The 26,736-nt window shown below is 67.8% G+C and carries 26 protein-coding genes; 10 read left to right on the forward strand and 16 right to left on the reverse strand.

Annotated features, from left to right (window positions below; genetic code table 11):
* Both acs and AB4089_RS20640 read left to right on the forward strand, forming a co-directional pair.
* A partial coding sequence (gene acs / locus AB4089_RS20635; RefSeq protein WP_441411141.1) for an acetate--CoA ligase occupies positions 1-1,491 on the forward strand: 1,491 nt, incomplete at its 5' end.
* A 66-nt stretch (positions 1,492-1,557) separates the two neighbouring features.
* The gene (locus AB4089_RS20640; RefSeq protein ID WP_441411142.1) at positions 1,558-2,181 is read left to right on the forward strand and encodes a transmembrane-type terpene cyclase; all 624 of its coding nucleotides are present in this window, start codon (positions 1,558-1,560) and stop codon (positions 2,179-2,181) included.
* On the opposite strand, the gene AB4089_RS20645 is transcribed toward AB4089_RS20640, so the two are convergent.
* From AB4089_RS20645 to gluQRS, 3 genes are read right to left on the reverse strand one after another with little or no spacing between them, the layout of a single operon-like run.
* Positions 2,171-3,172 (reverse strand): NADP-dependent oxidoreductase, encoded by a 1,002-nt coding sequence (locus AB4089_RS20645; RefSeq protein ID WP_441411143.1) that lies wholly within the window; start codon positions 3,170-3,172, stop codon positions 2,171-2,173. The two genes, AB4089_RS20640 and AB4089_RS20645, sit on opposite strands and share 11 nt — an antisense overlap.
* Before the next feature lie 2 nt (positions 3,173-3,174).
* Positions 3,175-3,795: an HD domain-containing protein gene (locus AB4089_RS20650; RefSeq protein ID WP_441411144.1), complete on the reverse strand. Its 621-nt coding sequence runs from the start codon at positions 3,793-3,795 to the stop codon at positions 3,175-3,177.
* A 9-nt stretch (positions 3,796-3,804) separates the two neighbouring features.
* On the reverse strand, positions 3,805-4,740 hold the full coding sequence (gene gluQRS / locus AB4089_RS20655) for a tRNA glutamyl-Q(34) synthetase GluQRS (RefSeq protein ID WP_441411145.1): 936 nt from the start codon (positions 4,738-4,740) through the stop codon (positions 3,805-3,807).
* A 337-nt stretch (positions 4,741-5,077) separates the two neighbouring features.
* Here gluQRS and AB4089_RS20660 point away from each other — a divergent pair, with 337 nt between their 5' ends.
* On the forward strand, positions 5,078-5,536 hold the full coding sequence (locus AB4089_RS20660) for an Lrp/AsnC family transcriptional regulator (RefSeq protein WP_176803545.1): 459 nt from the start codon (positions 5,078-5,080) through the stop codon (positions 5,534-5,536).
* 18 nt (positions 5,537-5,554) lie between these two features.
* On the opposite strand, the gene AB4089_RS20665 is transcribed toward AB4089_RS20660, so the two are convergent.
* A complete protein-coding gene (locus tag AB4089_RS20665) occupies positions 5,555-6,010 on the reverse strand; it encodes an Lrp/AsnC family transcriptional regulator (protein ID WP_441411146.1) in 456 nt (151 codons plus the stop codon).
* 117 nt (positions 6,011-6,127) lie between these two features.
* On the opposite strand from AB4089_RS20665, the gene AB4089_RS20670 reads away from it, so the two are divergent.
* The gene (locus AB4089_RS20670; protein WP_441411147.1) at positions 6,128-6,805 is read left to right on the forward strand and encodes a LysE family translocator; all 678 of its coding nucleotides are present in this window, start codon (positions 6,128-6,130) and stop codon (positions 6,803-6,805) included.
* A gap of 22 nt (positions 6,806-6,827) precedes the next feature.
* Here the strand turns inward: AB4089_RS20670 and AB4089_RS20675 are convergent, their stop codons facing one another.
* The 6 genes from AB4089_RS20675 to AB4089_RS20700 form a co-directional block, all read right to left on the reverse strand.
* On the reverse strand, positions 6,828-7,184 hold the full coding sequence (locus tag AB4089_RS20675) for a nuclear transport factor 2 family protein (protein WP_390201276.1): 357 nt from the start codon (positions 7,182-7,184) through the stop codon (positions 6,828-6,830).
* Between the two features lie 81 nt (positions 7,185-7,265).
* Complete coding sequence (locus tag AB4089_RS20680) at positions 7,266-8,345, reverse strand: hypothetical protein (RefSeq protein WP_441411148.1); 1,080 nt, start codon at positions 8,343-8,345, stop codon at positions 7,266-7,268.
* Between the two features lie 32 nt (positions 8,346-8,377).
* Complete coding sequence (locus tag AB4089_RS20685) at positions 8,378-8,878, reverse strand: DUF456 domain-containing protein (protein WP_441411149.1); 501 nt, start codon at positions 8,876-8,878, stop codon at positions 8,378-8,380.
* Between the two features lie 127 nt (positions 8,879-9,005).
* Positions 9,006-10,217 (reverse strand): NAD(P)-dependent malic enzyme, encoded by a 1,212-nt coding sequence (locus AB4089_RS20690; RefSeq protein WP_441411150.1) that lies wholly within the window; start codon positions 10,215-10,217, stop codon positions 9,006-9,008.
* Positions 10,218-10,499: 282 nt separating this feature from the next.
* Positions 10,500-11,054 (reverse strand): helix-turn-helix domain-containing protein, encoded by a 555-nt coding sequence (locus AB4089_RS20695; RefSeq protein WP_441411151.1) that lies wholly within the window; start codon positions 11,052-11,054, stop codon positions 10,500-10,502.
* Between the two features lie 182 nt (positions 11,055-11,236).
* Entirely contained in the window at positions 11,237-12,502 is a 1,266-nt protein-coding gene (locus AB4089_RS20700; protein WP_441411152.1) for an MFS transporter, read from the reverse strand.
* 132 nt (positions 12,503-12,634) lie between these two features.
* Here AB4089_RS20700 and rraA point away from each other — a divergent pair, with 132 nt between their 5' ends.
* The 3 genes from rraA to AB4089_RS20715 all read left to right on the forward strand — a co-directional run bounded on the left by rraA (position 12,635) and on the right by AB4089_RS20715 (position 16,654).
* Positions 12,635-13,111 (forward strand): ribonuclease E activity regulator RraA, encoded by a 477-nt coding sequence (gene rraA, locus AB4089_RS20705; RefSeq protein ID WP_441411153.1) that lies wholly within the window; start codon positions 12,635-12,637, stop codon positions 13,109-13,111.
* Between the two features lie 103 nt (positions 13,112-13,214).
* Positions 13,215-14,873 (forward strand): MDR family MFS transporter, encoded by a 1,659-nt coding sequence (locus AB4089_RS20710; RefSeq protein ID WP_441411154.1) that lies wholly within the window; start codon positions 13,215-13,217, stop codon positions 14,871-14,873.
* Between the two features lie 317 nt (positions 14,874-15,190).
* Positions 15,191-16,654 (forward strand): sugar porter family MFS transporter, encoded by a 1,464-nt coding sequence (locus AB4089_RS20715; protein ID WP_441411155.1) that lies wholly within the window; start codon positions 15,191-15,193, stop codon positions 16,652-16,654.
* A 70-nt stretch (positions 16,655-16,724) separates the two neighbouring features.
* On the opposite strand, the gene AB4089_RS20720 is transcribed toward AB4089_RS20715, so the two are convergent.
* The 5 genes from AB4089_RS20720 to AB4089_RS20740 all read right to left on the reverse strand — a co-directional run bounded on the left by AB4089_RS20720 (position 16,725) and on the right by AB4089_RS20740 (position 22,581).
* A complete protein-coding gene (locus AB4089_RS20720) occupies positions 16,725-17,951 on the reverse strand; it encodes an MFS transporter (protein WP_441411156.1) in 1,227 nt (408 codons plus the stop codon).
* Between the two features lie 38 nt (positions 17,952-17,989).
* Positions 17,990-18,472, reverse strand: coding sequence for a MarR family winged helix-turn-helix transcriptional regulator (locus AB4089_RS20725; RefSeq protein WP_441411157.1), 483 nt, complete (start codon positions 18,470-18,472; stop codon positions 17,990-17,992).
* Between the two features lie 179 nt (positions 18,473-18,651).
* The gene (locus tag AB4089_RS20730; RefSeq protein WP_441411158.1) at positions 18,652-19,800 is read right to left on the reverse strand and encodes a mannitol-1-phosphate 5-dehydrogenase; all 1,149 of its coding nucleotides are present in this window, start codon (positions 19,798-19,800) and stop codon (positions 18,652-18,654) included.
* Complete coding sequence (locus AB4089_RS20735; protein WP_441411159.1) at positions 19,800-21,803, reverse strand: PTS mannitol transporter subunit IICBA; 2,004 nt, start codon at positions 21,801-21,803, stop codon at positions 19,800-19,802. The genes AB4089_RS20730 and AB4089_RS20735 overlap by 1 nt, the downstream gene beginning before the upstream one ends.
* A gap of 58 nt (positions 21,804-21,861) precedes the next feature.
* Positions 21,862-22,581 carry a TetR/AcrR family transcriptional regulator gene (locus AB4089_RS20740; RefSeq protein ID WP_441411160.1) on the reverse strand — a complete coding sequence of 240 codons (720 nt, stop codon included), beginning with the start codon at positions 22,579-22,581 and terminating at the stop codon, positions 21,862-21,864.
* 185 nt (positions 22,582-22,766) lie between these two features.
* On the opposite strand from AB4089_RS20740, the gene ptsP reads away from it, so the two are divergent.
* From ptsP to AB4089_RS20755, 3 genes are all read left to right on the forward strand, one after another.
* Positions 22,767-24,452 (forward strand): phosphoenolpyruvate--protein phosphotransferase, encoded by a 1,686-nt coding sequence (ptsP, locus tag AB4089_RS20745; RefSeq protein ID WP_441411161.1) that lies wholly within the window; start codon positions 22,767-22,769, stop codon positions 24,450-24,452.
* Positions 24,453-24,471: 19 nt separating this feature from the next.
* Entirely contained in the window at positions 24,472-24,891 is a 420-nt protein-coding gene (locus AB4089_RS20750; RefSeq protein ID WP_441411162.1) for a helix-turn-helix domain-containing protein, read from the forward strand.
* A 151-nt stretch (positions 24,892-25,042) separates the two neighbouring features.
* Entirely contained in the window at positions 25,043-25,273 is a 231-nt protein-coding gene (locus AB4089_RS20755; protein ID WP_441411163.1) for a hypothetical protein, read from the forward strand.
* Between the two features lie 23 nt (positions 25,274-25,296).
* On the opposite strand, the gene AB4089_RS20760 is transcribed toward AB4089_RS20755, so the two are convergent.
* Positions 25,297-26,517, reverse strand: a complete 1,221-nt coding sequence (locus tag AB4089_RS20760) for a PucR family transcriptional regulator (RefSeq protein WP_441411164.1) — start codon at positions 26,515-26,517, stop codon at positions 25,297-25,299.
* Positions 26,518-26,736: the final 219 nt, after the last annotated feature.

The raw sequence follows: 26,736 nt of genomic DNA on the forward strand, positions 1-26,736 counted from the left end.
GTGGTCTTCGGCGGCTTCTCCGCCGAGGCGCTGCGGTCCCGGATCGATGACGCCGAGGCCAAACTCGTCGTCACCGCCGACGGCACCTACCGCCGCGGCAAGCCCAGCCCGCTCAAACCCGCCGTCGACGAAGCCCTCGCCGGTGCCGGGCACACGGTGCGGAACGTCGTGGTGGTCAAGCGCAACGGGGCCGACGTGGACTGGCACGAGGGCCGGGACCACTGGTGGGCCGACACCGTCGGCGCCGCCTCCGCCGAGCACACCGCGGCCGGGCACGACGCCGAGCACCCTTTGTTCATCCTCTACACCTCCGGGACGACCGGAAAGCCCAAGGGCATCCTGCACACCACCGGCGGCTACCTCACCCAGACCGCCTACACCCACAGGGCGGTCTTCGACCTGCACCCGGAGACCGACGTGTACTGGTGCACCGCGGACGTCGGCTGGGTCACCGGGCACTCCTACGTCGCCTACGCCCCGCTGATCAACGGCGCCACCCAGGTCATGTATGAGGGCACCCCGGACTCCCCGCACCAGGGCCGCTGGTGGGAAATCATCGAAAAATACCGGGTCTCCATCCTCTACACCGCCCCGACCGCGATCCGGACCTTCATGAAGTGGGGCACCGACATCCCCGCGAAATACGACCTGTCCTCGATCCGGGTCCTGGGCTCGGTCGGGGAACCCATCAACCCCGAGGCCTGGATGTGGTACCGCGAGACCATCGGGGCCAACAACGGCAACAACGGCGAACGCAAAGAACACCCCGCCCCGATCGTGGACACCTGGTGGCAGACCGAAACCGGGGCGCAGATGATCGCCCCGCTGCCGGGGGTCACCGCGACCAAGCCCGGCTCCGCCCAGGTCCCGCTGCCCGGCATCGCCGTGGACGTCGTGGACGAGACCGGCGCGTCCGTGCCCAACGGCCACGGCGGCTTCCTGGTCATCCGCGAACCCTGGCCGGCCATGCTCCGCGGGATCTGGGGCGACCCGGAACGGTTCAAGGAGACCTACTGGTCCCGCTTCGAGACCATGTACTTCGCCGGCGACGGCGCCAAGAAGGACGAGGACGGCGATATCTGGCTGCTGGGCCGGGTCGATGACGTGATGAACATCTCCGGGCACCGGCTCTCCACCGCCGAAATCGAGTCCGCGCTGGTGTCCCACCCCGCCGTCGCCGAAGCCGCCGTCGTCGGCGCCGCGGACGAAACCACCGGCCAGGCCGTCGTCGCCTTCGTGATCCTCCGCGGGGACGCCACCGACACCGGCGAGGACACCGTCACCGAACTCCGCAACCACGTCGGCAAGGAAATCGGTCCGATCGCCAAACCCAAAACCATCCTCATCGTCCCCGAACTGCCCAAAACCCGGTCCGGAAAAATCATGCGCCGCCTCCTCAAAGACGTCGCCGAAGGCCGCGAGCCCGGCGACGCCACCACCCTGGCGGACACCACCGTCATGGCCCAGATTGCGCAATCGCTGAAAAAATAGCCGGCGGCGCTCGATATGCTCGCTGTGTCCGCATGCGTGGACACAGCAAGCACGAGAGTAGGGACCATGATCCTGTTTCTCACGATTGTCAGCGGCCTGGCCTGGAGCGTGGTCTATGTCGATGCCATCCGGATCGGTTTCAAGGACAGGAGCTACGCGATCCCGGCCGCCGCGCTCGGGCTCAACTTCGCGTGGGAGACCCTCTACGCCGCCCGGTCCGTCGCGACCGGAATTGACGTCCAGGGGGTCTTCAACATCGCGTGGGGACTCGCCGACGTCGTGATTGTGTACACCTTCCTGAAGTTCGGCCGCTCCGAACTTCCGGCGTGGGTGACGCGGCGGCTCTTCGTCGGCTGGGCGCTCCTGCTGGGCGTCACGTCCTTCGCCGTGCAGCTGCTCTTCGTCGCAGAGTTCGGCTGGGACGACGCTTCCCGCTATGCGGCCTTCCTGCAGAACCTGCTGATGTCCGGGCTGTTCATCGCCATGTTCGTTGCCCGCGGCGGGCCCCGGGGCCAGACCCTGCTGATCGCCGTGGCCAAGTGGATCGGCACCCTCGCGCCCACGATTGTCTTCGGCTGGTACCGCGGCTCACCCCTGATCCTGGGCGTGGGCCTGCTCTGCAGCGTCTTTGATCTGGTGTACATCGGCCTGTTGTGGCGGTCCCGGCGCCGGCTTCGGCCTAGAGCGTGACGACGATCTTGCCCTTGGCGTGGCCCTGTTCGAGCGCAGCAAAGGCCTCCGCGATCTCCTCGAACGGGTAGGTCCTGTCCACAACCGACTGCACGTGACCGCCGTCGACCAGCGCCGCCAGCGTGCGCAGATCATCCCCGCTGGGGTGCATGAACAGGTAGCGGTAGCCGGCCTTCGCCCTGCGGGCACGGCGGCGGATACCCATGCTCATCAGCCAGAACGCGGCGGTGATCAACGGCGGCGAACCCAGGTCCTTCGTCGCCGTGCGGGGCTCCGGAACGCCGGCGATGGATACCACCCGGCCGCCGGGCCTGAGGATGCGGAAGGAATCCCTGAGGGTCGTCCCGCCGACCAGGTCCAACACCGCGTCGAAATCGTGCAGCACCTCGGCGAAATTCTCCCGGGTGTAGTCGACGACGCGGTCCGCCCCCAGCCGCCGGACCAGTGCCTCGCCGCGGACCGATGCCGTGGTGGTGACCTCGACCCCAAAATACTTGGCGAGCTGGATGGCCAGGGTTCCCACGCCGCCTGCGCCGCCGGAGATGAAGAGCCGGGTGCCGTGACCCACGCCGAGTTCATCCCGGAGGGCCTGCAGCGCCGTGAGTCCGGCCAGCGGCAGCCCGGCGGCGTCGGCGAATCCGAGCGAGGCCGGCATGGCGGCCACGAATTCCTGCTGTACGCACACCAGCTCGGCAAACGCTCCGAGCCGCGTCTTATCCACCCGGGCGTAGACGCGGTCCCCAATGGCGAAGCGGCTGGGCCCGGGTCCGACGGCTTCCACCGTCCCGGCGACTTCACAGCCTGCGACGATCGGCAGGCGGACACGGCTGATGGGACGGAGCGCACCCTGGCGGAATTTGAAGTCCACCGGGTTCAGCCCGGCCGCGGAGACTTTGATCCGGACATCGCCCGGGCCGGGCTGGGGCGCCGGAACGTCGCGGAGCTCCATGGCGTCCGGGCCGCCATAGCGGGTGAGGACGTAGGCACGCACGCTTAGTCCCGGGTGGGCTCTGGTTCGGCGGAGGCAGCCTCGTAGGAGAGGTTCTCGTAGTCGGTGTCGTCCGCCTCGTCGAGCATGTCGTCCAGCTCGGCCAGCAGCCACGGGTTGATCCGGGCCAGGATCTGCCGGGTTTCCTCGACCGGGACGGCGGCATAGAGCACCGGGCGGGCCTCGTCGTAGCGGGTGACCGGGGGCTTGTCCGGCCACTTTTCGGCCAGCGCCTTGACCCGTTCCGGCAATGAATTGTGCGCATTGTCGGCAATCTTGACCAGGGTGGCGTCGTGGTCCTCGGCGATGTAGCGGATGCCGGCCTGGTAGTCGTCCGGGTTCTCGTGCAGGCGCTTCGTGACCCGTTCGATGATGTCCACGGCCCGCTCGGAGACGCCCATGTCCAGCAGCGCCTGCCGTGTCATCGGGGTGTCCTCGGCGATGTCGTGCAGGTACCCGGCGATCCGGATATCGTCGTCGAAGTCCGCCAGGGCATCGCCGACGGCGAGCACATGCTCCCGGTAGGGCCGCTTGAGCTTGTCCTTCTGGCGGTTGTGGGCCACCTCGGCCAGGACCTTGGCTGTCTCAACGGTGAAGCGGGGCTGGGGGTGTGCGGGCTCGGTCATGAATCCAGCCTACGCGCCGCGGCTGTCCGTTCGGGGCGGGACGCCGGCTGCCGGGAGGGCTACGGGCACCCCGGGCCACACCCAGGGATCGCGGGGCAGCGCTACGGGGTCGAAGGTGGCAAGCGCCTGTTCCAGGCGGCCTGGAGGAAGGCCGAGAGAGGCCAGCAGAATGTCCCGGACCTGGTCCGCGGTCACGCTGGCCAGCGCCAGGTCGGCGAGGGTGACGGCGCCGTCGCGCTTGGCCAGCCGGGCGCCGTCGGCGTTGAGTACCAGCGGCACATGCGCATATTCCGGAACAGGCATATTCAGGAGGGATGCCAGGTACGCCTGCCGGGGCGTGGAGGGCAGCAGGTCGTCGCCGCGGACCACCTGGTCGATGCCCTGCTCCGCATCGTCCACCACCACGGCCAGGTTGTAGGCGGTCACGCCGTCGTTGCGCCGGAGCACGAAGTCGTCCACCACCCCCGTGTAGCCGCCGTGGAGCACGTCCTGGACCGTCACCTCGGCCACTGTGGAACGGAGCCGGACAGCAGGCGGCCGGGTAGCCCGCTTGGCGGCGCGCTCGGCGTCGGTGAGGTTCCGGCAGGTCCCCGGGTAGGCGCCCTGCGGGGCGTGCGGCGCGGACGGGGCTTCCTGGATTTCGCGGCGGGTGCAATAGCACTCGTAGGTCAGGCCGGCCGCCGCCAGCTGCGCGATCGACCCGGCGTACAGGTGCTCCCGGTCCGTCTGGCGCACCACGCCGCCGTCCCAGCCCACGCCGATCGCGGCGAGGTCGCGGAGCTGCCCGGCCTCGGCACCGGCCCGGGCCCGGTCCAGGTCCTCCACCCGCATCAGGAACTTCCGCGCCGTGGACCGGGCGAAGAGCCAGGCCAGGATGGCGGTCCGGAGGTTGCCCACATGCAGTTCGCCGGAGGGACTGGGGGCGAAGCGGCCGGCTGAGGTCATGGGATAAGCCTATGCGTGGGCAGCACAAGAGCCCCTCAGCTACCGATGACTTCGGGAATCCGACGTCGGTAGCTCAGGGGCTCTTGCCGCGTGGTGGTGCGTTGTGCGGAATGACGATGCGTGAACAAGAGTCAATCAGCGGCGGGTTCCTTGCGGGAGCCTCATCCGGGGTCCGGGTGGTGTGCCGGGGTGTCCGTAGCCTTCGGGACCGTGGCGGTGGCCGCGTCCCCTTGTTGTCACCATTTGAGCAGAAGCCCTACAGTTGGTGCAACGGACCCGCGCCGGAGTGGTCAATCTGATCAACTCCTGCCGGGGCAGTGAACAGGAAGTGGTCATTTTGCAGGAGCTCGACGCGACGGACCGGCGGATCCTCGCCGCACTGGACGAGGATCCCCGCGTGCCGGTCATGGTGCTGGCGCAGAAGCTGGGCTTGGCCCGCGGAACGGTCCAGTCCCGGCTGGAGCGGATGTCGGCGTCGGGCGCGCTCCGCCCGAACAGCAGCCGGGTCCTGCCGTCCGCCCTGGGCCGGGGCGTGGCGGCGGCCGTGAGCGCGGAACTGGACCAGAGCCACCTCAACGAGGCGATCGCGGCCCTGCGCAACATTCCGGAAGTGCTCGAATGCCATGCGCCGGCCGGCGACACCGATCTCCTGATCCGGGTGGTGGCCAAAAGCCCGGATGACCTCTACCGCGTGTCCGAGGAAATCCGGCTGTGCCCCGGCATCGTCCGGACCTCAACCAGCATGTTCCTGCGCGAGGTCATCCCTTACCGGACCACGGGACTGCTCGGCGCCTAAGATCCCTGACGCCTCCTCCTAGACGGGCGGACCCACGTTGGTCTTGAGGTTCTTCATGACCAGGGTGGAGGTCAGGCGCTCGACGCCGGGCAGCGAGGTCAGTTCGCTGTCGTAGAAACGCTGGTAGGACGGAAGGTCCTCGGCGATGACCTTGAGCAGATAGTCCGGTGAGCCGAAGAGCCGCTGGGCCTCCACGATGTTGGGATTGTCGGCCACCCGGTTCTCGAAGATCTCCATGGTGGAGCGGTCCACCTGGCGCAGCGTCACGAAGACGATGGCTTCGAAGCCGAGTCCCACGGCGGCGGGATCGACGTCCGCCCGGTAGCCCCGGATGATCCCGGCGGCCTCGAGATCGCGCAGCCGGCGGTGGCACGGGGCAACGGTCAGCCCCACCTTGGCCGCCAGGGCCGTGGCAGTCATTCGCCCGTCCGACTGGAGGTGGCGCAAAATACTTCTGTCAATGTTGTCGATCACGCAATTATCTTACCCAAAGCCCGCGATTCTTCAGTAAATAGGCGAACACTTCAGGGCCGATTTTGCCTAGAGTTTTCTCTGTACCCGCAACGAGGGTGCCGCACCCCTGGAGCCGCCATGAACCCCCAGCTTTTCCTCGCCTTCCTGGTTGTCGCCGTCGCCTTGGCGTGCACGCCCGGCGTCGACTGGGCGTACTCGATTGCGGCCGGGCTCAGGCAGCGCAGCTTCGCGCCCGCCGTCGCCGGGCTGTGCGGCGGCTACGCCCTCCACACGGCGCTCCTGGTGCTGGGCCTTGCGGCGCTTCTGGCCGGGTTGCCCGGCGTGCTCGGCTGGCTGACGGCTGCGGGCGCCCTTTACCTGCTCTGGCTGGGATTCAGCACCCTGCGGTCCTGGCGGGGCGCCAGCTTCAACGGCCCCAGCTTCAGCACCGGCACCTCGGCTCCCCCGGCAGCCGCGCCCCCGGGCCAGCTCCGGATCTTCCTCCAGGGCGTGGGTATCAGCGGGATCAATCCGAAGGGCCTGCTGTTCTTCGTGGCCCTGGTGCCGCAGTTCGTCAGTCCCGAGGCCGCGTTGCCGGTTCCGGTCCAGTCAGGGCTGCTCGGACTGACCTTCGTCCTACTCGTGGCGGTCATCTACAGCTGCGTGGCGCTCCTGGCCCGGAAACTGCTGCACGCCCGGCCGGGCGCAGCGCGCCAGGTGACACTGGCCAGCGGGATCATCATGTTGGTCCTGGGTGCCCTGCTGCTCGCAGAACAGATCGTGCCCGCCGTCGGCGCAGCGCTGTCCCGCGGGTAAGCCCGGGAATCCTGCGCTGGCGCTACTTGCGCTGCATGTACCACTCGGTGAAGGACGACGCGCGGCCGTCTGCGGTCAACTGGATGATCCACAGGTTGTCATAGCTTCGGCTGTTGCCGCGGTAGGTCGTCAGGCCCTGCACGAATGCCCTGCCGCCGTCGACCCCCAGCAGTTTCCACTCAAACGTCCAGTCATCCGGCTCATCGCGCCCGGCAATCCAGTGCTCCACGATGTCATCCCGGCCCTGCCACGGTTCGGCTTCCTGGGGGCTGGTCGCATAGACGGCGTCCTCGGTAAACAGGGCCCGAATGTCCTGCGGATCATTCGTTGTCCACGCCGTGATGTAGTGCTGCATCCAGCGCTCCACCGCATCTCTCATGCCTCGTTTGTACTCCCCGGCATGGGGGCCCGCAAGAGTAGTGGTTACGTGTATTTGGCGCTGATCCGGCACGTAATCCTGTCAGTTCTCGTCAGGTTTTCCGTATTCGCGGTCCCAGAGTTCGTGCATTTCCGCGTCCTTGCGGATGGCCTTCACGGCCTCAAGCTGGGCCGGTTTCCGGCGCTGCCAATCCCGGGCTCCGAAGGTCTTTCTGCCAGCGTCCAGCAGGAGCAGGGCACGGTCCGTCAGCGCGTCGCCGCGGAGGGTGAAGTCCGTCTTCCTGCGCCGCAGGACCTCCTGCAGAGCGGAGCGGGAGGCGCTGTAGGACCGCAGCCGGCGCAGGGACCGGGCACGGACCAGCAGCAGCGCGGCGGACAGATCGTCCGCGTTGAGCAGCCCCTCGGTGTCCGCTACCACTTCTACGTCGCGTCCCAGCTCGGCGGCGAGCGAACAGCGGGCCAGGGCCAGCGGCAGCGACGGCGGGAGGCCGGCCAGCGCGGCAAGCGCCGCCTCCGTCTGGCCGGTCTCGCGCAAGGAATGGGACAGGGCAAGGAATACGGCCTCCTCGCTGAACAGCACCGGGACCTCGATCCGCTCGGCCACCTCCACCCTGGTGACCACGCCGGCCAGGTAGACGGCCGCGTAGCGGTTGGCGTCGGCGTCGTTCCGGAGGCAGAGGCCATGCTGCAGGAGCTCGGACGCGCGCAAGTGCCCGCCGTGGGCGTAGGCCAGCAGCCCGGCCATGAGGTAGCAGAGTCCGGCCCAGCCGGGGTACGTGCGGGCCAGGGTGATCAGCCGGTCCGGCTCGGTGCTGCCAAAGATGGCGGCGTGCACGGCCTTCGCGGTCCTGGCCGAGGTCCGGCCGCCCACCTTGCCCAGCCGGGGCACCCCGCCCTCGGCGGCCAGCGTCCCGGGCTTCCGGCCCGCCATGAGTCCGGTCACCACGCCGCCCACGTTGCCGGCCAGGCCGCGGACGGGCGTCCGGATCACGGGCTTGCGGTAGGGCGTCAGGTCGCGGGTGTCGGTGTACGGCCGGCGCCTGCCCGCGGGCGTCTGGCCCGCGGCAATCTGCCCGGCGGGAAGCAGTCCGGCGGCAAGCAGGTCGGCAGGGATTTGGCCGATGGGGATGTGGGTGGCAGATTCGCCAAGTCCGGCGCTCATTCCCTCATGGTAATAGGCTCCGCAGGCCGCTGCTAGGCTGCCGAAGCCACCCAGAGCCCGATCACCCAGGTGCTCGCGGCGAGGCAAGCGAGGCCGAATTCCACGATCATGCCCAGGCCGGTGGCCTTCAGCGCCGCCCAGCTCGAGGCCACTGCCGTGCCGAACGCCCGCGTGCGCAGCAGCTCGCTGAGCAGGAGCCCGGCCGCGAACCCCACGAAGAGCCCCACCACGGGGATGACGAACATGCCGGCCACGCCCAGCACCAGGCCCACCAGCACGGAACGGCTCGGGATGCTGTGTTCCTTGAGTTTCCGGCCGGTCAGGACGGCACCGGCGGCCATGCCGGCCAGGACGAACACCAGCCCAATCCCGAAGACCACCCAGCCGGTGGTTCCGGCGCCGCCCCACAGCGCCCAGGTGAGCAGGCTCAGCCCGATCAGGATGCCGCCGGGCAGCACGGGGATGATGGTCCCGGCCACGCCCACCAGGATGGCAAGTCCGCAGAGCACAGTCACGGCAATCTCGGGGTTCATGGGCCCAGTCTAGGCGGCGAGGCCCGGCCCGGCGCTCCCCCGGCGCTCCCCAACCAGGCAGGCGACGGCGGCCCTGCACAGTTAGATCCACAGCAGGCAGGGCCGCCGTCGCCGTTTGCGCGCGGGTCTACTCGGCTTCCACCGCCGCGGCGACTGCAGCGGAGACGGCAGGCGCCACGCGGGGGTCAAGCGGGCTGGGCACGATGTAGTCGGCGGTGAGGTCGTCCTCGGCCAGTTCGGCGATGGCCCGGGCCGCGGCGAGCTTCATGGCCGGCGTGATCCGGCGGGCGCCGGCGTCGAGGGCTCCGCGGAAGATGCCGGGGAAGGCGAGGACGTTGTTGATCTGGTTCGGGAAATCGCTGCGCCCGGTGGCGACGACGGCCGCGTACTTGCTCGCGACCTCCGGCAGGACTTCCGGGTCCGGGTTGGACAGGGCGAACACGATCGAGCTGTGGTTCATCAGCTTCAGGTGTTCCTCGTCCAGCTTGGCGGAGGAGACCCCGACGAACACGTCGGCGCCGAGCAGCGCCTCTCCCGGGCCGCCGGTTACGCCGCGCGGGTTGCTGCGGGCGGCGAGCTCGGCTTTCTTGCTCGCCGGATCGGCGGCGATGTCCGCACGGTCGGCGCTGATCGCGCCGCGGGAGTCCAGGAGGACGACGTCGCCGATCCCGGCGGTCAGCAGGATTTCGGCGACGGCGATTCCGGCCGCGCCGGCGCCGGAAACCACCACGCGCAGGCTCTCTAGCGTCCGGCCGGTCACCTTGGCGGCGTTGGTCAGGGCGGCGAGGACCACGACGGCGGTTCCGTGCTGGTCATCGTGCATGACCGGGCAGTCCAGTGCCTCGATGAGCTTTTCCTCGAGTTCGAAGCAGCGCGGTGCGGCGATGTCCTCGAGGTTGACGGCGCCGAAGCTCGGGCGCAGCCGGACAAGGGTCTCGACGATTTCGTCGACGTCGGTGGTGTTGAGGACCAACGGGATGGAGTCGAGTTCGCCGAAGGCCTTGAAGAGCGCGGACTTGCCCTCCATCACGGGCAGCGAGGCGCTGGCGCCGATATTGCCCAGGCCCAGCACGGCCGTGCCGTCGCTGACGACCACCACCAGGCGCTGGGCCCACGTGAGCGTCTTGGCGAGCTCGGGGTTGGCATGGATGGCGCGGCTGACCTGGGCGACGCCGGGCGTGTAGGCGATGGAGAGGTCGCGCTTGCTGGCGAGCGGGACGGTGCTGGAAATCGACAGCTTGCCGCCCTCGTGGGATGCGAAGATTTCCTCGTCGCTGAGCACGGTTACCGTCTCGGCCGGGGAAGTGGAATCGGCGGGAATGATCGTTTCAGTGGACACGTCTTTGTCTCCTGGGATTCACCGTGGGCGCACGGCTCATGAAGCTCAAGCACAGGGGTGCTCAAGTTGGTCTGTCGGGGGCATCGCAACCAGTGGTGGTGGCAGGGCAGCCCCCGGAATTGCTGGCGTCAGCCGGATCCGGTCCAGCAATCCTAAACAGGGCGCTCCCCCGGTTACGCCGGGCCGGTGCGCTGTTGCACGGTGGTTAAACGTTTACGCATCGTATCAAGTGACCCGGATCACATGAGGAAGACGTTTTTCTGGGCCGCTGGTCTAGACCGGTTACGCGGCTTGCTGGGCTCGCTGCAGCAGTGAGCAGGCCTTCTTGAGGTCCTCCTCCGCTTCGAAGAGGGACAGCCTGCGGCAGCGTACGGCCTGGACCAGCCCCGTGACCGTCAACAGCAGGACCCGGGCCACGGCGGCGTCGCCGCACGCGGCCGTCACGGCCTTCTCGGCGGTCGCATCGATTTCGCGGAGCAGCCGGGTGGTGTCGGTGTCCTTGACGTAGACCGCCCGGTTGAGGCACTGCTCCACGGCGGGCTGCATCAGGCGCATGTGGAAGATCTCCATCACCACTCCCGCCAGGGCCTGGGCGGCAACCTTCCCGTCCGCCGAGCTTCCTGCGAGCAGTTCGCCCAGTTGCTTGCGGTACAGCGCCAGGACCAGCTGGGTGGAGGAGGGAAAGTAGCGGTACAGCGTCCCCAGGGGCACATCCGCCTTGGCCGCGACCTCGGACAGGACCACGGAGTCCAAGCCCTTGCGGGCAAACCCGGCGGCGACGTCGAGGATCCGGACGTAACGGAGCCGTTGTCGGGGCAGAGTGGGGGGAGGGGCCATCGGTGGAAGATCTGAGTGAAAGTCAGGCATCAGCAGCGTTCCGGGAGTCGTTTTTCTCGGCAGCCGGGCACCATCCGCCCACCGCGCTGCCGCGGCAATTGCCGTCCACTATACGCCACGAAACCGGGCATTCGGCCCGTCGGGCAGGGCCCCAGCGGCCCCACGAACCGGCCGCGGCCGGCTCAGTCCACGCCCTTGATCTTCACCACGAACACGGCACCGAGAAGCCCGATCACGGCGGCCGCCACATACAGCGCAACATAGCCGCCCCAGAAGGCTACAAAGGGGTACGCGATCAGCGGGGCGAGCACTTGCGGCAATGAGTTGGCGACGTTGATGACGCCTAGGTCCTTGCCGCGGTCCAGGGCCGTGGGCAGGACCTGGGTGATGAGGGCGAAGTCCACCGCCAGGTAGCAGCCAAAGCCGATGCCCAACACCGAGGCGCCGACCAGCGCACCCGGCCAGGTGGGCGCGAACGCAAGAATGAGGGAGGCCACGGCGATCACGGCCGAGGAGATGATGACCAGCGGCTTCCGGCGGCCCATCCGGTCGCTCAGCCGGCCGCCGATCACGCTGGTGAGAATCACCATGACCGCATAGAGGCCCGTCAGGATCAGGACCCCCAGCGCGGGCTCTATCCCCTCGGTGTCGCGGAGCCGGACGGCGTCGTTGAGGAAGAACAGCAGGTAAAGGGTGACCATGTGGTTGCCGATGTTCACCAGCAGGCGCGTCAGCCAGGCCCAGGCAAAGTCCGGGTAGCGGGCCGGGGAAATCCAAAAGCCCCGCAGGAAGCCGGCCAGGCTGAACGGCGGGCGGGCCTGCGCAGGCAGCGGAACGTCGTCGTTCTTGAAGAAATAGAGCACGACGCCGGCAAGCAGCGCCGCCGCGCAGACGAAGTACCCCGCGGCGAAGTTTCCGGCGACGGCGGCGGCGATCACCGCCCCTGCCAGGATTCCTGCCGTCTGGCCCATGGCCGCCAGTCCACCCACAGTGCCGCGCTGCGGGACGGGAACGCGGTCCGGGATGGCCGCGGTGATGGCCGCGTACGCGCCGTTGCAGCCTGCCTGGACGAGGCACCACAGCAGCGTCATGGCGGCGATGCTCGGGGCGCCCGCCAGCGCGATGAGTGCCGCGGCGCCCAGGACGGCGCCGAAGAGCACCCACGGAACCCGGCGGCCCCGGCGTGAGGTGGTCCGGTCGCTGAAGGCGCCGAAGAGGGGGTTCGCGACAAGGGACACGGCCGCGCCCGCGCCCGTCACGAGGGCCAGGATGGCTTCCTTGTCCGGTTCACTGAAGGCCGCCGCCTGCTGGCCGAGGAGCACCTGGAGCGGGCCGAAGAACGCCGCGTTGATGCCGACATTGACCAGCACCACCCCCGCGGTCCAGACGGGCCGGACGCGGCGTTCGGGTTCGGCGAGTGCCGGCGCGGTGGTATCGGACATGCTCATGGTCCCCCCTGGAACTGATGATCAGGCAGATGTATCAGTGCGGAGCCAGACTATCGGGACTCGGCAGATCTGTTCGCTATGTGCGAGTCTCGGTATGAACACGCCGCCCACCCCTGCATCCGAGGAGAAACCGTGAACGCTTCCGCCGTCAATACTGCCGACCTTTACGATGAGCGCGGCGGGGAGCTGGACTCCGTGTCCCTGCAGTTCCAGTCCCTGGGCGGACACAGCCACTTCCGCGGGCCGGTCCGGACCATCCGGTGCTTCGAGGACAACGCGCTGGTCAAGTCCGTGCTGGCCACTCCCGGCAACGGCTCCGTGCTGGTGGTCGACGGCGCCGGTTCCCTGCGCACGGCGCTGATGGGGGACCTGATCGCGGCGAGTGCCGTCGCGAATGGCTGGGCCGGCGTCGTGATCAACGGCGCCATCCGGGACCGGATCGCGATCGCGGGGCTCCCGCTCGGGGTCAAGGCGCTGGGCAGCAACCCGCGCAAGAGCGCCAAGGAAGGCTCCGGGGCAATCGATGTGCCGCTGGAGATCGACGGCGTGGACATCCGCCCCGGCGCGATGATCTGGTGCGATCCGGACGGAATCCTGGTCGAACGCTGAGGACATTTTTCGCCGGGATGTAGTGGCGGGAACATTTGAGCCAGTAACATAGTTACTGAAAGCAACTATCCGCTTAATTCCCACACTTCACCTTGGAGCAGTCATGTCCAAAACCACCTCCGTGCGCGCTGCGGGAGAGGTCCTGACCCACCGTCAGACCGTCACCGTCATGGTGGGACTCATGCTCGGCATGTTCCTGTCCTCGCTGGACCAGACGATCGTGTCCACCTCGATCTACACGATCGCCAACGACCTCGACGGCCTTTCCCTGCAGGCCTGGGCAACCACCGCCTACCTCATCACCTCGACGGTGACCACGCCGCTCTACGGCAAGCTCAGCGACATCTTCGGACGCCGCCCGCTGTACCTCATCGCCATCGTGATCTTCCTCGTCGGCTCGCTCTACGCAGGCTCTGTGCACTCCATGACCGAGCTCGCCATCGCCCGCGGCATCCAGGGCATGGGCGCCGGCGGCCTGCTGGCCCTCGCCCTGACCATCATCGGCGACATCGTGGCGCTCAAGGACCGCGCCAAGTACCAGGGCTACTTCATGTCCGTCTTCGGCATCTCCTCCGTCCTGGGCCCGGTGGTCGGCGGCGCCCTCGCAGGTTCCGAGACCATCCTCGGCATCGACGGCTGGCGCTGGGTCTTCCTCATCAACATCCCGATCGGCCTCGCGGCCCTGGCGGTGGTGTTCATGTACCTGCACCTGCCGGCCAAGCACGTGAAGCAGAAGATCGACTATTGGGGTGCCGCCGCCATCACCCTGGCGATCGTGCCGCTTCTGCTCGTCGCCGAACAGGGCCGCAGCTGGGGCTGGAGCTCCACCAACTCCTACCTCTGCTACGGGCTGGGCGTTGTGGGCATCATCGCGTTCCTGCTGGCCGAACGGCGCGCCGGCGACTACGCCCTGATCCCGCTCCGGCTGTTCCAGAACATCACCTTCGGACTGTCCTCGCTGCTGAACTTCATCATCGGCATCGGCATGTTCGGCGCCATCGCGATGCTGCCCATGTACCTGCAGCTGGTCAAGGGCCTCACCCCCACCGAGGCCGGCCTCATGATGATCACCTTCACCGTGGGCATCCTCACCGGCTCCATCACGGCGGGCCGAACCATCTCCGCATCGGGCACCTACCGGATCTTCCCGATCCTCGGCACGGCGGTCCTGACCGCCGCCGCCGTCGTGATGGGCCTGTCCCTCGGCGTCGACACGCCGCTGTGGGTGCCGGGCGTCATCGCCGTGTTCTTCGGCCTGGGCCTGGGCTTCTGCATGCAGCCGCTGACGCTGGCCATGCAGGTCTCCGTTCCGTCCAAGGACATGGGCGTGGGCACGTCCTCCGCCGCGTTCTTCCGCTCGATGGGCGGTGCTGTCGGAACCGCCGTGTTCATCTCCATGCTGTTCAGCCTCGCGGCGGACAAGATCGCCACGGGCATGAAGGACGCCGCGCAGAACGCGGACTACCTCAAGGTGCTCAAGGACCCGGCCGTCGCGGCCGACCCCGCCAACGCCAAGCTCTACGAGTTCTTCAAGAACGGGGCAAGCAACGATTCCCTGAACGACACCAGCTGGCTGCACACGGCCAACCAGACGCTGACCCGCCCCATCACTGAGGGCTTCGCGCAGTCGATCGACGCCGTCATGCTCACGGCTGCCGTGCTCACGGGCATCGCCTTCCTGATCACCTTCGCCCTGCCGAACAAGAAACTCACGGACCCGAAGGCAGCTGCCAAAGAGGCTGTTGCGGCCGCGGCCCACTAGGGCGGTCCCGACCACCGGAACACGTCACGGCAGGCAGTCTTTTGGGACTGCCTGCCGTTGTCGTCTCCCGCAAAACCTGGGGCTGGGGGGAGCGTCCGACGCCGAAAGACTGCCCTGCGTGACGCCTGCGGACCCCGGCCGGGCAGGCAGTGTTGCAGGCACTGTTGCAGGCACGGTTGATGGCACGGTTGATGGCCGGAGCAGTATGCGTGTTTAGTCTCACTTTCCGAGGCCTGTGATTCGCGGCACGCCGGGCCGGGTGTAAGACTGGGTAGTTGCGGCCGAGGCCGTGGACCGCGAACTGCCAAGGGAGCCGTATGACCATCACCCAAGACCAGACCGCCGCCAAGATCCCCAAACGGGTCATTTGGCTGGCCGTGGCGGGCGCCGTCGGCGGCTTCCTCTTCGGCTTTGACTCCTCCGTCGTCAACGGCGCCGTCGACGCGATCAAGGACGAGTTCGCCCTCAGCGAGGCCGTGACCGGCTTCGCCGTCGCCGTGGCGCTCCTGGGCTGCGCGGCCGGCGCCTATCTGGCCGGCAAGGTCGCCGACCGCTACGGTCGCATCCCGGCCATGAAGCTGGGCGCGCTGCTGTTCCTGGTCAGCGCCATCGGCACCGGATTCGCGTTCGGCGTCTGGGACCTGATCTTCTGGCGCCTGGTGGGCGGGCTCGGCATCGGCCTGGCCTCGGTGATCGCGCCGGCCTACATCTCCGAGATCTCCCCGCGCCACGTCCGGGGCCGCCTGGCCTCGCTGCAGCAGCTGGCGATCACCACCGGCATCTTCGCCGCCCTCCTCTCCGATGCCCTGTTTTCGAATTCGGCCGGCGGGGCGGACCAGGCCCTCTGGTTCGGCCTGGAAGCGTGGCGCTGGATGTTCATGGCCGCCGCCGTCCCCGCGGTGGTCTACGGCTGGATCGCCTTCACCCTGCCCGAGTCGCCGCGGTTCCTGGTCTTCCAGGGCAAGGACGAGGAGGCCCTCAAGGTCTTCAAGTCGATCGCCCCGAACGAGGACTCGGACCGGCACCTGCGCGACATCAAGAAGGCCATCGACGAGGACAAGCTCGCCGGCCAGAAGGGCTCCCTGCGCGGCAAGGCCCTGGGCCTGCAGCCGGTGGTCTGGATCGGCATCATCCTCTCCGTGCTGCAGCAGTTCGTCGGCATCAACGTGATCTTCTACTACTCCACCACCCTGTGGAAGGCCGTGGGCTTCCAGGAAAAGGATTCGCTCACCATCTCCGTGGCCACCGCCATCACCAACATCCTTGTGACGCTCGTGGCGATCGCCCTGGTGGACCGGATCGGCCGCCGTGCCATCATGCTGGCCGGCTCCATCGGCATGGCCCTCTCGCTCGGCACCATGGCCGTGGCCTTCGGCTCCGCCACCGGGTCGGGCGACGCGATCTCCCTTCCCGGCGCGTGGGGTCCGGCCGCGCTGGTTGCCGCCAACGTTTTTGTCATCAGCTTCGGCGCCTCGTGGGGCCCGCTGGTGTGGGTGCTGCTGGGCGAGATTTTCCCGTCCCGCATCCGTGCCCGCGCCCTGGGCGTGGCGGCGGCGGCACAGTGGATCGCCAACTTCGCCATCACCCTGAGCTTCCCCGTCATGGCCGCCGCCTCGCTGCCCCTGACGTACGCCATGTACGCGCTGTTCGCGGCGTCGTCGTTCTTCTTCGTGATGTTCAAGGTGCCGGAGACCAACGGTATGTCCCTGGAACAGGCCGAAACACTGTTCGTGCCCAAGGGCTCTGCGAAGGATCCAGCCAAGGATTCCCTCAAAGCCTGACCCGGCACCTGGAAGTGGCAACAAAACGCCCATGTTCTGCGGAACATGGGCGTTTCTGTTGCCTCGGCTGCTAGACCACGTGCGGTTCGTGCGCGGCCAGGTAGCGGCGTCCGCCGAAGACCACGGCGATCGCGACCACCATGGCCAGTGCGCCGGCGAAGAAGGGGACCTGCGGACCGAAGTGCTCGCCCAGCTGCGCGGCGGCAAAAGGCGCCAGGGCGCCGCCCATCCAGCGCACGAAGTTGTAGCCGGCGGAAGCCACCGGCCGCGGCGAATCGGAAACGCCCATGGCCAGCTCGGTGTAGATGGTGTTGTTGACGCCCAGGAGCGCCCCGGAAATGACTACGAGGACCACCACGGCGGGCACCGAGTGCCCGGCGGCCAGGCCCAGCCCCAGAAGGTCCAGCATCAGCACGAACAGAGTGCCGGTGAGAACCCGAACGGCGCCGAAGCGGTTCTGCAGCACGGGGGCAACAAATACCGAGAAGAGAGCCACGGCGACGCCCCAGCCGAAGAACACCCCGCCGATCCCGTAGGCGTCCATGCCGAGAATGAAGGGCGTGAAGGCGAGGACAGTGAAGAAGCCGTAGTTGTAGAACAGGCCGCTGGCCGCCGTCGTCCTGAGCCCCTTGTGCCCCAGGGCCAGCAGCGGGTCCCGGAGCCGGACTTTCCGCTCGGGCAGCGGGGTCTTGGGCAGAAGGGCAATGAGCGCGATGAACGCGGAGGCCATCAGCACGGCGGTGCCGAAGAACGGGGCGCGCCACTGCCAGCCGCCAAGCAGCGCACCCAGGAGCGGGCCGAGGGAGATGCCCAGGCCGAGGGCGGCCTCGTACAGGATGATCGCGGTGCCGGCACCGCCGCTTGCGACGCCGACTATTACGGCCAGCGCGGTGGCCACGAACAGGGCGTTGCCCAGTCCCCAGCCGGCGCGGAAGCCGATCAGCTCAGCCACGCTGCCCGAGGTGCCGGACAGGGAGGCGAACACGACAATCACGGCCAGTCCGATCAGCAGAGTCCGCTTCCCGCCGATGCGGGAGGAGACGTAGCCGGTGATCAGCATGGCGACGGCGGTCACCAGGAAATAGCTCGTAAAGAGCAGCGATACCTGGCTCGGGGAGGCATCCAGGTTCTTGGCGATCGCCGGCAGGATGGGATCCACCAGGCCGATGCCCATGAAGGCGAAGACGGCCGCGAGTGCCGTCGCCCACACCGCCTTGGGCTGTTTGAGTAGCGAGGCTTTCTCGGCCTCGAGGGTAACTTCGGCTGCCGGCAGGGTGTCGGCGGGCTGGCCGTGCATGGGGGTACTCCTAGGGGATTGGGAATGAAGTGTGAAGATCAGGCCTGGAGCGTCGCATTGATCCGGCCAATGACCGGCAGGGCAGCGGCGAGGGCGGCGCGGTCATCGTCCGAGAGGGAGGAGAGGACGCCGGCCATGACGGCGTTGCGGCGCTCATTGGCGGAGGCGACGGCGGCGAGGCCGGCTTCCGTCAGGGTCACCCGTACGGCGCGGGAGTCCTCGGGATCCGGTTCCCGGCGGGCGAGGCCGGCGCGCTCGAGCTTGATGATTTGCTCGGTAGCGCTGGGGACTTTGACGCCGAGATTCCGGGCGATTTCGCCCACGCGCACGCCGCCGGGGGAAGTGCTGCCGGCCGCGGCCGGCCCGGTGTCCATCAGCATCTTGAGCGTGCTGAGCTGGGCGGCGCTGAGTTCGCCGTCGGCGTCGAGGCGGCGGACGAGGTAGATGCTGTGGCGGAGAGCCTCGCGGAAGTCCTGGGCGAGGGCGAGGAGGCCGGGGTCGGCCGAATCATTGGCGCTCATAGTTAGGTAGCCTAACAGTTAGGCTACCTAATGGTCAAGGGTACGGGTTACCCTATCACTTTTGGTTGCCAAAACCGGCGAATGGCAGCCCTAGCTGATAGCGCAACGGGAGCGACCCTCCCGCAGATTGTCTGCGGGAGGGCCGTTTTGCTGGTTCGGACCTCGACGGAATGCCGGGACTAGACCACCGTTTTGGCTTCCTCAACGAGGGAGGCGACGGCGGCGAAGAGCGGATGGTCCGGCGCCAGGCCGGTGATCTTCTCCGTGGCCTGGTCCGGCGTGGAGGCGGAGAGGATTTTCGCCAGCTCCACGGCCTCCGCGTCCGCCGGATCATTGAAGCGCAGGGCCGCGGCAATCGCCCCGAGTAGCGCCTCGGGGACAATGCCGCGTTCGGCCAGCTCGGCAGCGGGACCGATGAAACGCTCGTTCCGGCTGAGCTTGCGCAGCGGGGCACGGCCCACCCGCGTGACGGTGTCCGGCAGGTGCGGGTTGGAGAAGCGGCCCAGGATCTTCTCCACGTACGCCTCCTGATCCCCGCGGTTGAAGCCGTGCTTAGCCACCAGGAGTTCCTTGGTTTCGTCCAGGACGGAGCGCACGTCGGCGGCGACGTCCTGGTCGGCCATGGCCTCGGAAATCTTGCCGAGGCCTGCCTCGAAACCGAAGTACGCCGCGGCAGCATGGCCGGTGTTGACGGTGAACAGCTTCCGCTCGATGTACGGCCCCAGATCGTCCACGAAGGTCGCGCCCGGAATCACCGGCTCCTTCCCGGCGAACGGGGTACGGTCGATCACCCACTCATAGAAAGTCTCCACGGTGACGTCCAGGCCCTGGCCGGCCTCCTGGTTGGGCACAATCCGGTCCACGGCCGTATTGGCGAACACGGCGGCGGCGTCCAGGGATCCGGCGGCCGGATCCCACTGGGCGGCCACCTCGGCCTTCAGGATGTCGGTCGCGTTGATCGCGTTCTCGCACGCCATCACCTGCAGCGGCGCCAGCCCGGCGGCGCGGGCGGCGATCCCCTTGGCGATCAGGGGCGCCACGAACTTCAGGATGTGCGGCCCGACGGCGGTGGTGACGATGTCCGCCGTCGCGATCTCCGTGACGACGGCGGCTTCCTGCGTGCCGGAGTTCAGCGCACGGAAGTTCTCGACAGTACGGACGGCGGGGTGGTCCCCCACCTCGTGGACCTGGTAGCTGTCCGCCGCGGCCAGCTGGGTGATGAGGGCGTCCGCGACGTCGGCGAACACCACCTCATACCCGGCGTCGTGCAGCAGCAGCCCCACGAAGCCGCGGCCGATGTTTCCGGCTCCGAAATGCACGGCCTTCACTAGGAGTTGACCTTTCCGAACAGGGCCAGCACTTCGTCGACGGTGGTGGCGGCCTCGAGCTGGGCCACCTGCGCCTTGTTGGTGAAGACCTTGGCGATCGAGGACAGGATGTGGAGGTGTTCGTTGTTGACGCCGGCCACGCCGACCACGAACTTCACTTCCTTGCCGTTCCAGTCGATGCCGTTGGGGTAGCGGATCACGGACACCGCGGACTTCATGATGTGGTCCTTCGCGGCGTTGGTGCCGTGCGGGATGGCCAGGAAGCTGCCCATGTATGTGGAGACGGATTCCTCGCGTTCGTGCATGGCGTCCACGTAGCCGGAGTCGACGGCGCCGCGGTCCAGCAGGAGCTGCCCAGCCTCGTCGATCGCGGCGTCGCGCGTGGTGGCGGTGCCGTTGAGGACGACGCTTTCGGCCACCAGGATGCCTGCCGGACCTTCCTCGGCGTCCTCGGGAGCCTCGGCAGAGGCCTCCGGGGTGCCGCCGGCGGCTGCACCGGCGGCGGCGGCCGCCGCGGCCGGGGCCGCTGCAGCGTCCGTGCCGCCTGCCTCCGTGTTGCTGGTCTTGACCAGCTCCACGATCTCGTCATAGCGCGGACTGTTCATGAAGTTGTCGACCGAGACATGCACCGCGCTGGCCGTGGCGGGCTTGGCCCGCTCGGTCAGGTCCTGGTGGGTGATGACAACATCGTAGGTGTCGCTGAGGTTGGCGATTGCGCAGTTGGTGACCTTGACCTCCGGGAAGCCGGCGGCCTTGATCTTGTTGCGGAGCACGGAGGCGCCCATCGCGCTGGAACCCATACCGGCGTCGCACGCAAAGACGATGTTCTTGATCGGGGTCGCGAGGACGGCGACGCCGCTGGCGCCCACGCCCTCACCGAGCAGGGCCGCTGAAACCGAGCTCTTCTTGCCCTTCAGGGCCTCCATCTTGTGGGTGGCCTGGTCCAGGTCATCTTCCGCGGGCGCCTTGCTGGCTTTCAGGATCACCGAGCCAATCAGGAAGGACACCGTGGTGGCGAACAGCACAGAGAGGGTCACGCCGACGTAGCTGTCGCGTGCGGTGGAGGCGTAGACCGCGATGATGCTGCCCGGGGCCGCGGGGGACCGGAGTCCGGCGCCGGTGACCACCAGGGTGAAGATGCCGGTCATGCCACCGCCGATCGCCGCGAAGATCATCATCGGCTTCATCAGGACGTACGGGAAGTAGATCTCGTGGATGCCGCCGACGAACTGGATCACAGCTGCGCCCGGCGCGGACGCCTTGGCCAGGCCCTTGCCGAAGAACGAGTAGGCGAGCAGGATGCCGAAGCCCGGGCCGGGGTTGGCTTCGAGCAGGAACAGGATGGACTTGCCCTGCTCGAGCGCTTGCTGCGTGCCCAGGGGGGTGAGGATGCCGTGGTTGACGGCGTTGTTCAGGAACAGGACCTTGGCGGGCTCGATGAAGATGCTGGTAAAGGGCAGCAGGCCGTTCGCGACCAGGAATTCGACGACGGCGCTGGCACCGTTGCTGAAGGCCTTCACCACGGGACCGACAATCAGCATGCCGACAACTGCCATGATGGCGGCCAGGATGCCGGCCGAGAAGTTGTCGATCAGCATCTCGAAGCCGGGCTTGACGCGGCCTTCCCAGATCTTGTCCGCCTTCATCATGAGCCAGGCCGTGAGCGGGCCCAGGATCATGGCGCCGATGAACATGGGGATGTCCGTACCGACAATCACGCCCATGGTGGCCACCGCGCCGACCACGCCGCCGCGCACGCCGTAGACCATGCGGCCGCCGGTGTAGCCGATCAGCAGCGGGAGCAGGTACGTGATCATCGGACCGACCAGCTTGCCGAGCTCCGAGTTGGGGAAGAAGCCCGCCGGGATGAAGAGTGCCGTGATGAAGCCCCAGGCGATGAAGGCGCCGATGTTGGGCATGATCATGCCGGACAGGAACGTCCCGAACTTCTGGACGTGTACCCGCGCGCTGGTGCGTGGTTTCGCAACTGTCTCTGTTGCCATGTGAATTCCTAACCGTCGTTCCCGCTGCTTTGCAGGATGGTCCGATAATTTCGCCGAGCTAGCTGTTGGAGATCCGGTGGAGCCATTCGAGGAAGAGCTTGAGTTCCGAGCTGGAAAGCTGGTCCGAGTGGGACGCCTGGAGTGCTGCGTTCAATGCGATGGCCGCCACAACCACTGAGGATTTTCCGTTGTCGACAGAACCGTTGTCCCGGGCCTGCTCGGTGGAAACCGCAAAGATCATGGCGTCGCGGGTCATGGTGGAGAGCTCGAGGTTCCGCTCCGGCACCTTTTCCGCGATCAGCATGAGGGTCACGCCCACGTTGGCCGCCAGGATTGACCTGGCCGCCTCCCTGGGCGGGACGTTGAGCTGCCCGGAGACAGCCGCCTTGTTCAGCATCTCCTCCATGAGGGCCTCGGCATCGGCGACGATCGCCGGCCGGCTCTCAGGGCGGATATTGCCAAACATGACGAGGTACAGTTCGGGCTGTTTCAGCCCGAACTGGACATGGTTGTCCCACATCCTCCGGATGTCCTCCAGCGGTTGGCCAGAGGGCGCGAAGTCACGTTCGCCCGCGACATATTCGTCAAAACCTGCTGCGACGACGGCGTCGAACAGCCCTTCCTTGTCACCAAAGTGGTGGTAGAGGGTCGGTGCGGTAACACCGGCCAGCTGTGTGATCTGGCGGGTCGAGACTGCGGATCCGCCCGAGTTGGCCAGCAGCTCGGCGGCTGCGCGCAGCAGCCGGGCCTTGGGTGGTAGCTGGCCATCGATACTCATAACCGCTACCCTAGCACCTATAGCAACGCTATATGAACTGCATCACATACAATTTTTCCAGGTGCCGTGACCAGCCCGCTGACGCAGCAGTCGGACGCGGTCAGCAATGACCAGCACGGTCATTGGCGGCGCCTGGCTTACCGGCTTACTGGCCACTGGCCTACGACAGAGAATGAGGACCTTCAGTGCAGAACTTCCCAGGAGTAGGCGTCAGCCCCGGCCGCATCATCGGCACCATCCGGCAGATGCCCAAACCGATCAGCGAACCGCCCGCCGGAGAGCAGCTTCCCGCCGGCGTCACGGCGGAGGAGGCGACGGCGGCACTGAAGGCCGCCGCGAAGTCCGTCCACGACGAACTCAAGGGCCGTTCCGAGACCGTCACCGGCGACGGCAAGGCCGTCCTGGAGGCCACGGCGCTCATGGCCACCGACACCATGCTGCTCAAGTCCGCCGCCAAACTGATCGGCCGCGGCACCTCCGGGCAGCGGGCGATCTGGGAGGCCGGCGCCTCTGTCTCGGAAATGCTGCACAACCTGGGCGGCTACATGGCCGAACGTGCCACGGACGTCCTGGATGTCCGGGCCCGGATCGTCGCGGAACTGCGGGGGGTTCCGGCGCCGGGCATTCCCGTGTCCGCCACCCCGTTCATCCTCATCGCCGAGGACCTGGCCCCGGCCGACACCGCCACCCTGGATCCGGAAAAGGTCCTTGCCCTGGTCACCGCCGGCGGCGGCCCGCAGTCCCACACGGCCATCATCGCCCGCTCGCTGGGCCTGCCCGCAGTAGTGGCCGCTGCCGGAGTGGACGAGCTCACTGACGGCACCGAGGTGTACGTTGACGGAGCGGCCGGCCTCATCACCGCGGAACCTGACGAATCCCAGCGCGCGGCCGCGGCCCACTGGGCCGCCACGGCGTCATTGCTGGCCGCCTTTGACGGGACGGGCACGACGGCGGACGGCCACCTCGTTCCGCTGCTCGCCAACGTCGGCGGAGCGAAGGACGCCGTCAAGGCGGCCGGCCTGAACGCTCAGGGCGTGGGGCTGTTCCGGACCGAGTTCTGTTTCCTGGAGCGGGACACCGAGCCGACCGTGGAGGAACAGGCCGCCGCGTACCAGGGCGTTTTTGACGCCTTCCCGGGCAAGAAGGTGGTGCTCCGCACGCTCGACGCCGGCGCGGACAAGCCGCTGCCGTTCCTGACCGACGCCACCGAGCCCAACCCGGCCCTCGGCGTCCGAGGGTACCGGACTGACTTCACCACGCCCGGCGTCCTGGAGCGCCAGCTGCAGGCGATCGCCCAGGCCGAGAAGGCATCCGAGGCCGACGTCTGGGTGATGGCACCGATGATTTCCACCGCCGAGGAAGCGGCCCGGTTCGCGTCCCTGTGCGCCGCGGCAGGGATCAAGACCCCCGGCGTCATGGTGGAGGTCCCCTCGGCCGCGCTGACGGCAGAGTCCATCCTCCGCGAAGTCGGCTTCGCCAGCCTGGGCACCAACGACCTCACCCAGTACGCCATGGCCGCCGACCGCCAGCTCGGCCCGCTGGCCGCCCTGAATACCCCCTGGCAGCCGGCCGTGCTGCGGCTCGTGCGCCTGACAGTGGAAGGTTCGGCGGCCGAGGGCCACAACAAGCCGGTAGGTGTATGCGGCGAGGCTGCGGCTGACCCGGCCCTCGCCGTCGTCCTCACAGGGCTTGGTGTCACCACACTGTCCATGACGGCGCGATCCATCGCGGCCGTCGCCGCCGTGCTGAAGACCGTCACCCTGGCCGAAGCGCAGGAGCTGGCCAAGCTGGCCCTCTCGGCGCCGAGCGCTACGGATGCCCGGGCCTGGGTCCGGGCAAAGCTGCCGGTCCTGGAGGATCTGGGGCTGTAGCCGCCGCTAGGATGCACTCATGGCACTGATAGCTCCCCGGGTGACGGCCGGCCTCCCGGCCGAGGACGCGCAGAAACTCAAGTACGCCCTCGACGGCGGCGATGACATCACGGTGTTCGTTGACGGCACCGTCCACCGGCTGCCGCCGGCGGCGAGGGACGCCGTCGTCGACCTGCTGGGCCGCTTCAGCCGCGGCGAGGCGGTTACCGTCAGCAGCGTCGAGGAGATGCTGACGACGTCCCGGGCCGCGGAGCTTGCGGGGATCTCGCACACGTACCTGCGGAATATGACCGATCGCGGCGAGATTCCGGTCGAATACCGGGGAACGCACCGGCGGATCCGGCTGGCCGACATCATGGCCTGGCTCGAAACGCAGAAGAAGAACGGTTCGGGCGCCGGGTCGCCGGGCAGCCAGGCCGGCGACGGCCCAGATGACTAGCGGCATAAATGACTAGCGACCTAAATGACTAGTGACCAGTTGCTTCATGACGCAGTGATAAGGATCAAGCAACGATCCCTCCCTTGCGCGGAAACACTGATATGCCGCGGGTTAAGCTTGGTTTGTGGGTAAATTCAGAGGGTGGCATATCATGGCAGGCATCGCCGCGATGCTGCTCGCCGGCATCCTCGGAACCGCCATGGGCCTGAACAATACCGCCACCTATTTGGCCAGCGGCGTCGCTTTCGTTGCGGTGTCGCTGTGGGTGGACAGCCGGATTTCCCGGCACCGCGACGCCGTCCGCCGGGCCGCCCCCGACACCGGCCCCGAGGCCGGTGCCGGGCTGTCCCTCGACACCGACTCCCCCAAGCGCGAGGGCTGAACCCCAAGCGCGAGGGCCGACCCCTAAATCCGGGGCCGGCCCGCCCAGCGCCGTGCCTTGAGCGCCGCATGCAGTTCCAGCCGCACCATTCCCTTCAGCGGGTCCACGCCCAGCAGCTGGCGGATCCGGCCGAGCCGGTTGTAGATGCTGCTCCGGTGCAGGTGCAGTTTCGCGGCGACCTCCTGGACCGAACCGTCGTTGTCATAGAACAGCTCCAGCACGGGCAGCAGCTCGTGGTTGCGGTCATGGTCCTCGAGGATGCGGAAGTACACGGATCCCGCGTCTGCCCAGGCTCCCGCCCCGCCGCCGGCCGAGGCCAGGAGCTGGTACACGCCGGTGGAGCGGCAGTCGACCAGTTCGCCCAGCTGCGGATCCACTGCCGCGGCCTGCGCTGCCCGCCGTGACTGCCGGTAGGCCTCGGCGAGTTCCCGTGGCCTGGCAAATCCCTCACTGGTGCCCAGGATGATCCGCCGGACCGTCCGCCCGGAGCGTTTGGCCAGTTCGAGCTGGTAATGGACCAGCACCTGGGCATGGTCCGCGCGTCCGGTGGATTCCTTGAAGAGCACCACCGCATGGGTTTCAGTGCCGGCGCTGAAGAGTGCGGCATCCACGCCGATGGTGGCCTGCAGCGCGGCGGAGCGGTGAATGAGGGTATCGGCGATGGGGTCCGAGCCTCCGGCCCAGCCGTCCGCGTCCAGGACGGTCACCAGCTGCCAGGGCCCCTTGCCTTGGACCTCTTTCCAGCCCGCCACGGCCGCCACAGCGTTGGCCTCGCCGGCGCAGGCGGCAAGGAATTCCTGTTCGCGGCGGCGGCGGAACTCGGACTCGGCCGTATTGGAATCCAGCAGCAGGAAGGAGAGCTGCTCCAGCTCCGGGGCCACGTCCTGGAGCTGGGCGAGGACGGTCGCGGCGCTTGGCTCCTCGGCGTCGAGCTGGACCCACAGGTACCCCACCCTAAAGCCCCGCACCAGCAGCGGCACGCACACGCGGCCCAGCATGCCGAGATCCGCATTGGCCGGCACGACGACCGGCCGGACCGCCGTCGCAATCCCGTGGGAGAGCTGCCAGGCGATGACGTCCACGGGGACCCGCTTGCTGAGCAGGAAGTTCACCCGGACGCGGTCCGCATGCGACTGGTTGGAGCTGTAGGCCAGGAGCAGGCCGTCGAGGTCCTCGAGGGAGAGTCCGCGGCCCAGCCGTTGCGCCACCTGCTCCACGAGCTGCTCCACGTCCTGCTGCTGCATCCTGCCAGACTACTGCCCCGGCCCGCCGCACTGCGAATACATCCGGCGACGGACACCAGCCGACACCTGACGCCCGCTCAATCGACAAATGTCTACCCCCGGATTTGAAAAACCCCGAAATCATGCGGCAGGCGCGCAGCACCCGCCGGCGGCTCCTGTCGCGTGCCTCACAGCGGGATTTATTCTGGAAGTACGAAATCCCCCGCTCATCCAGGCCCA

Source organism: Arthrobacter sp. 2MCAF15, from assembly GCF_052115605.1.
Classification (GTDB): Bacteria; Actinomycetota; Actinomycetes; order Actinomycetales; family Micrococcaceae; genus Arthrobacter.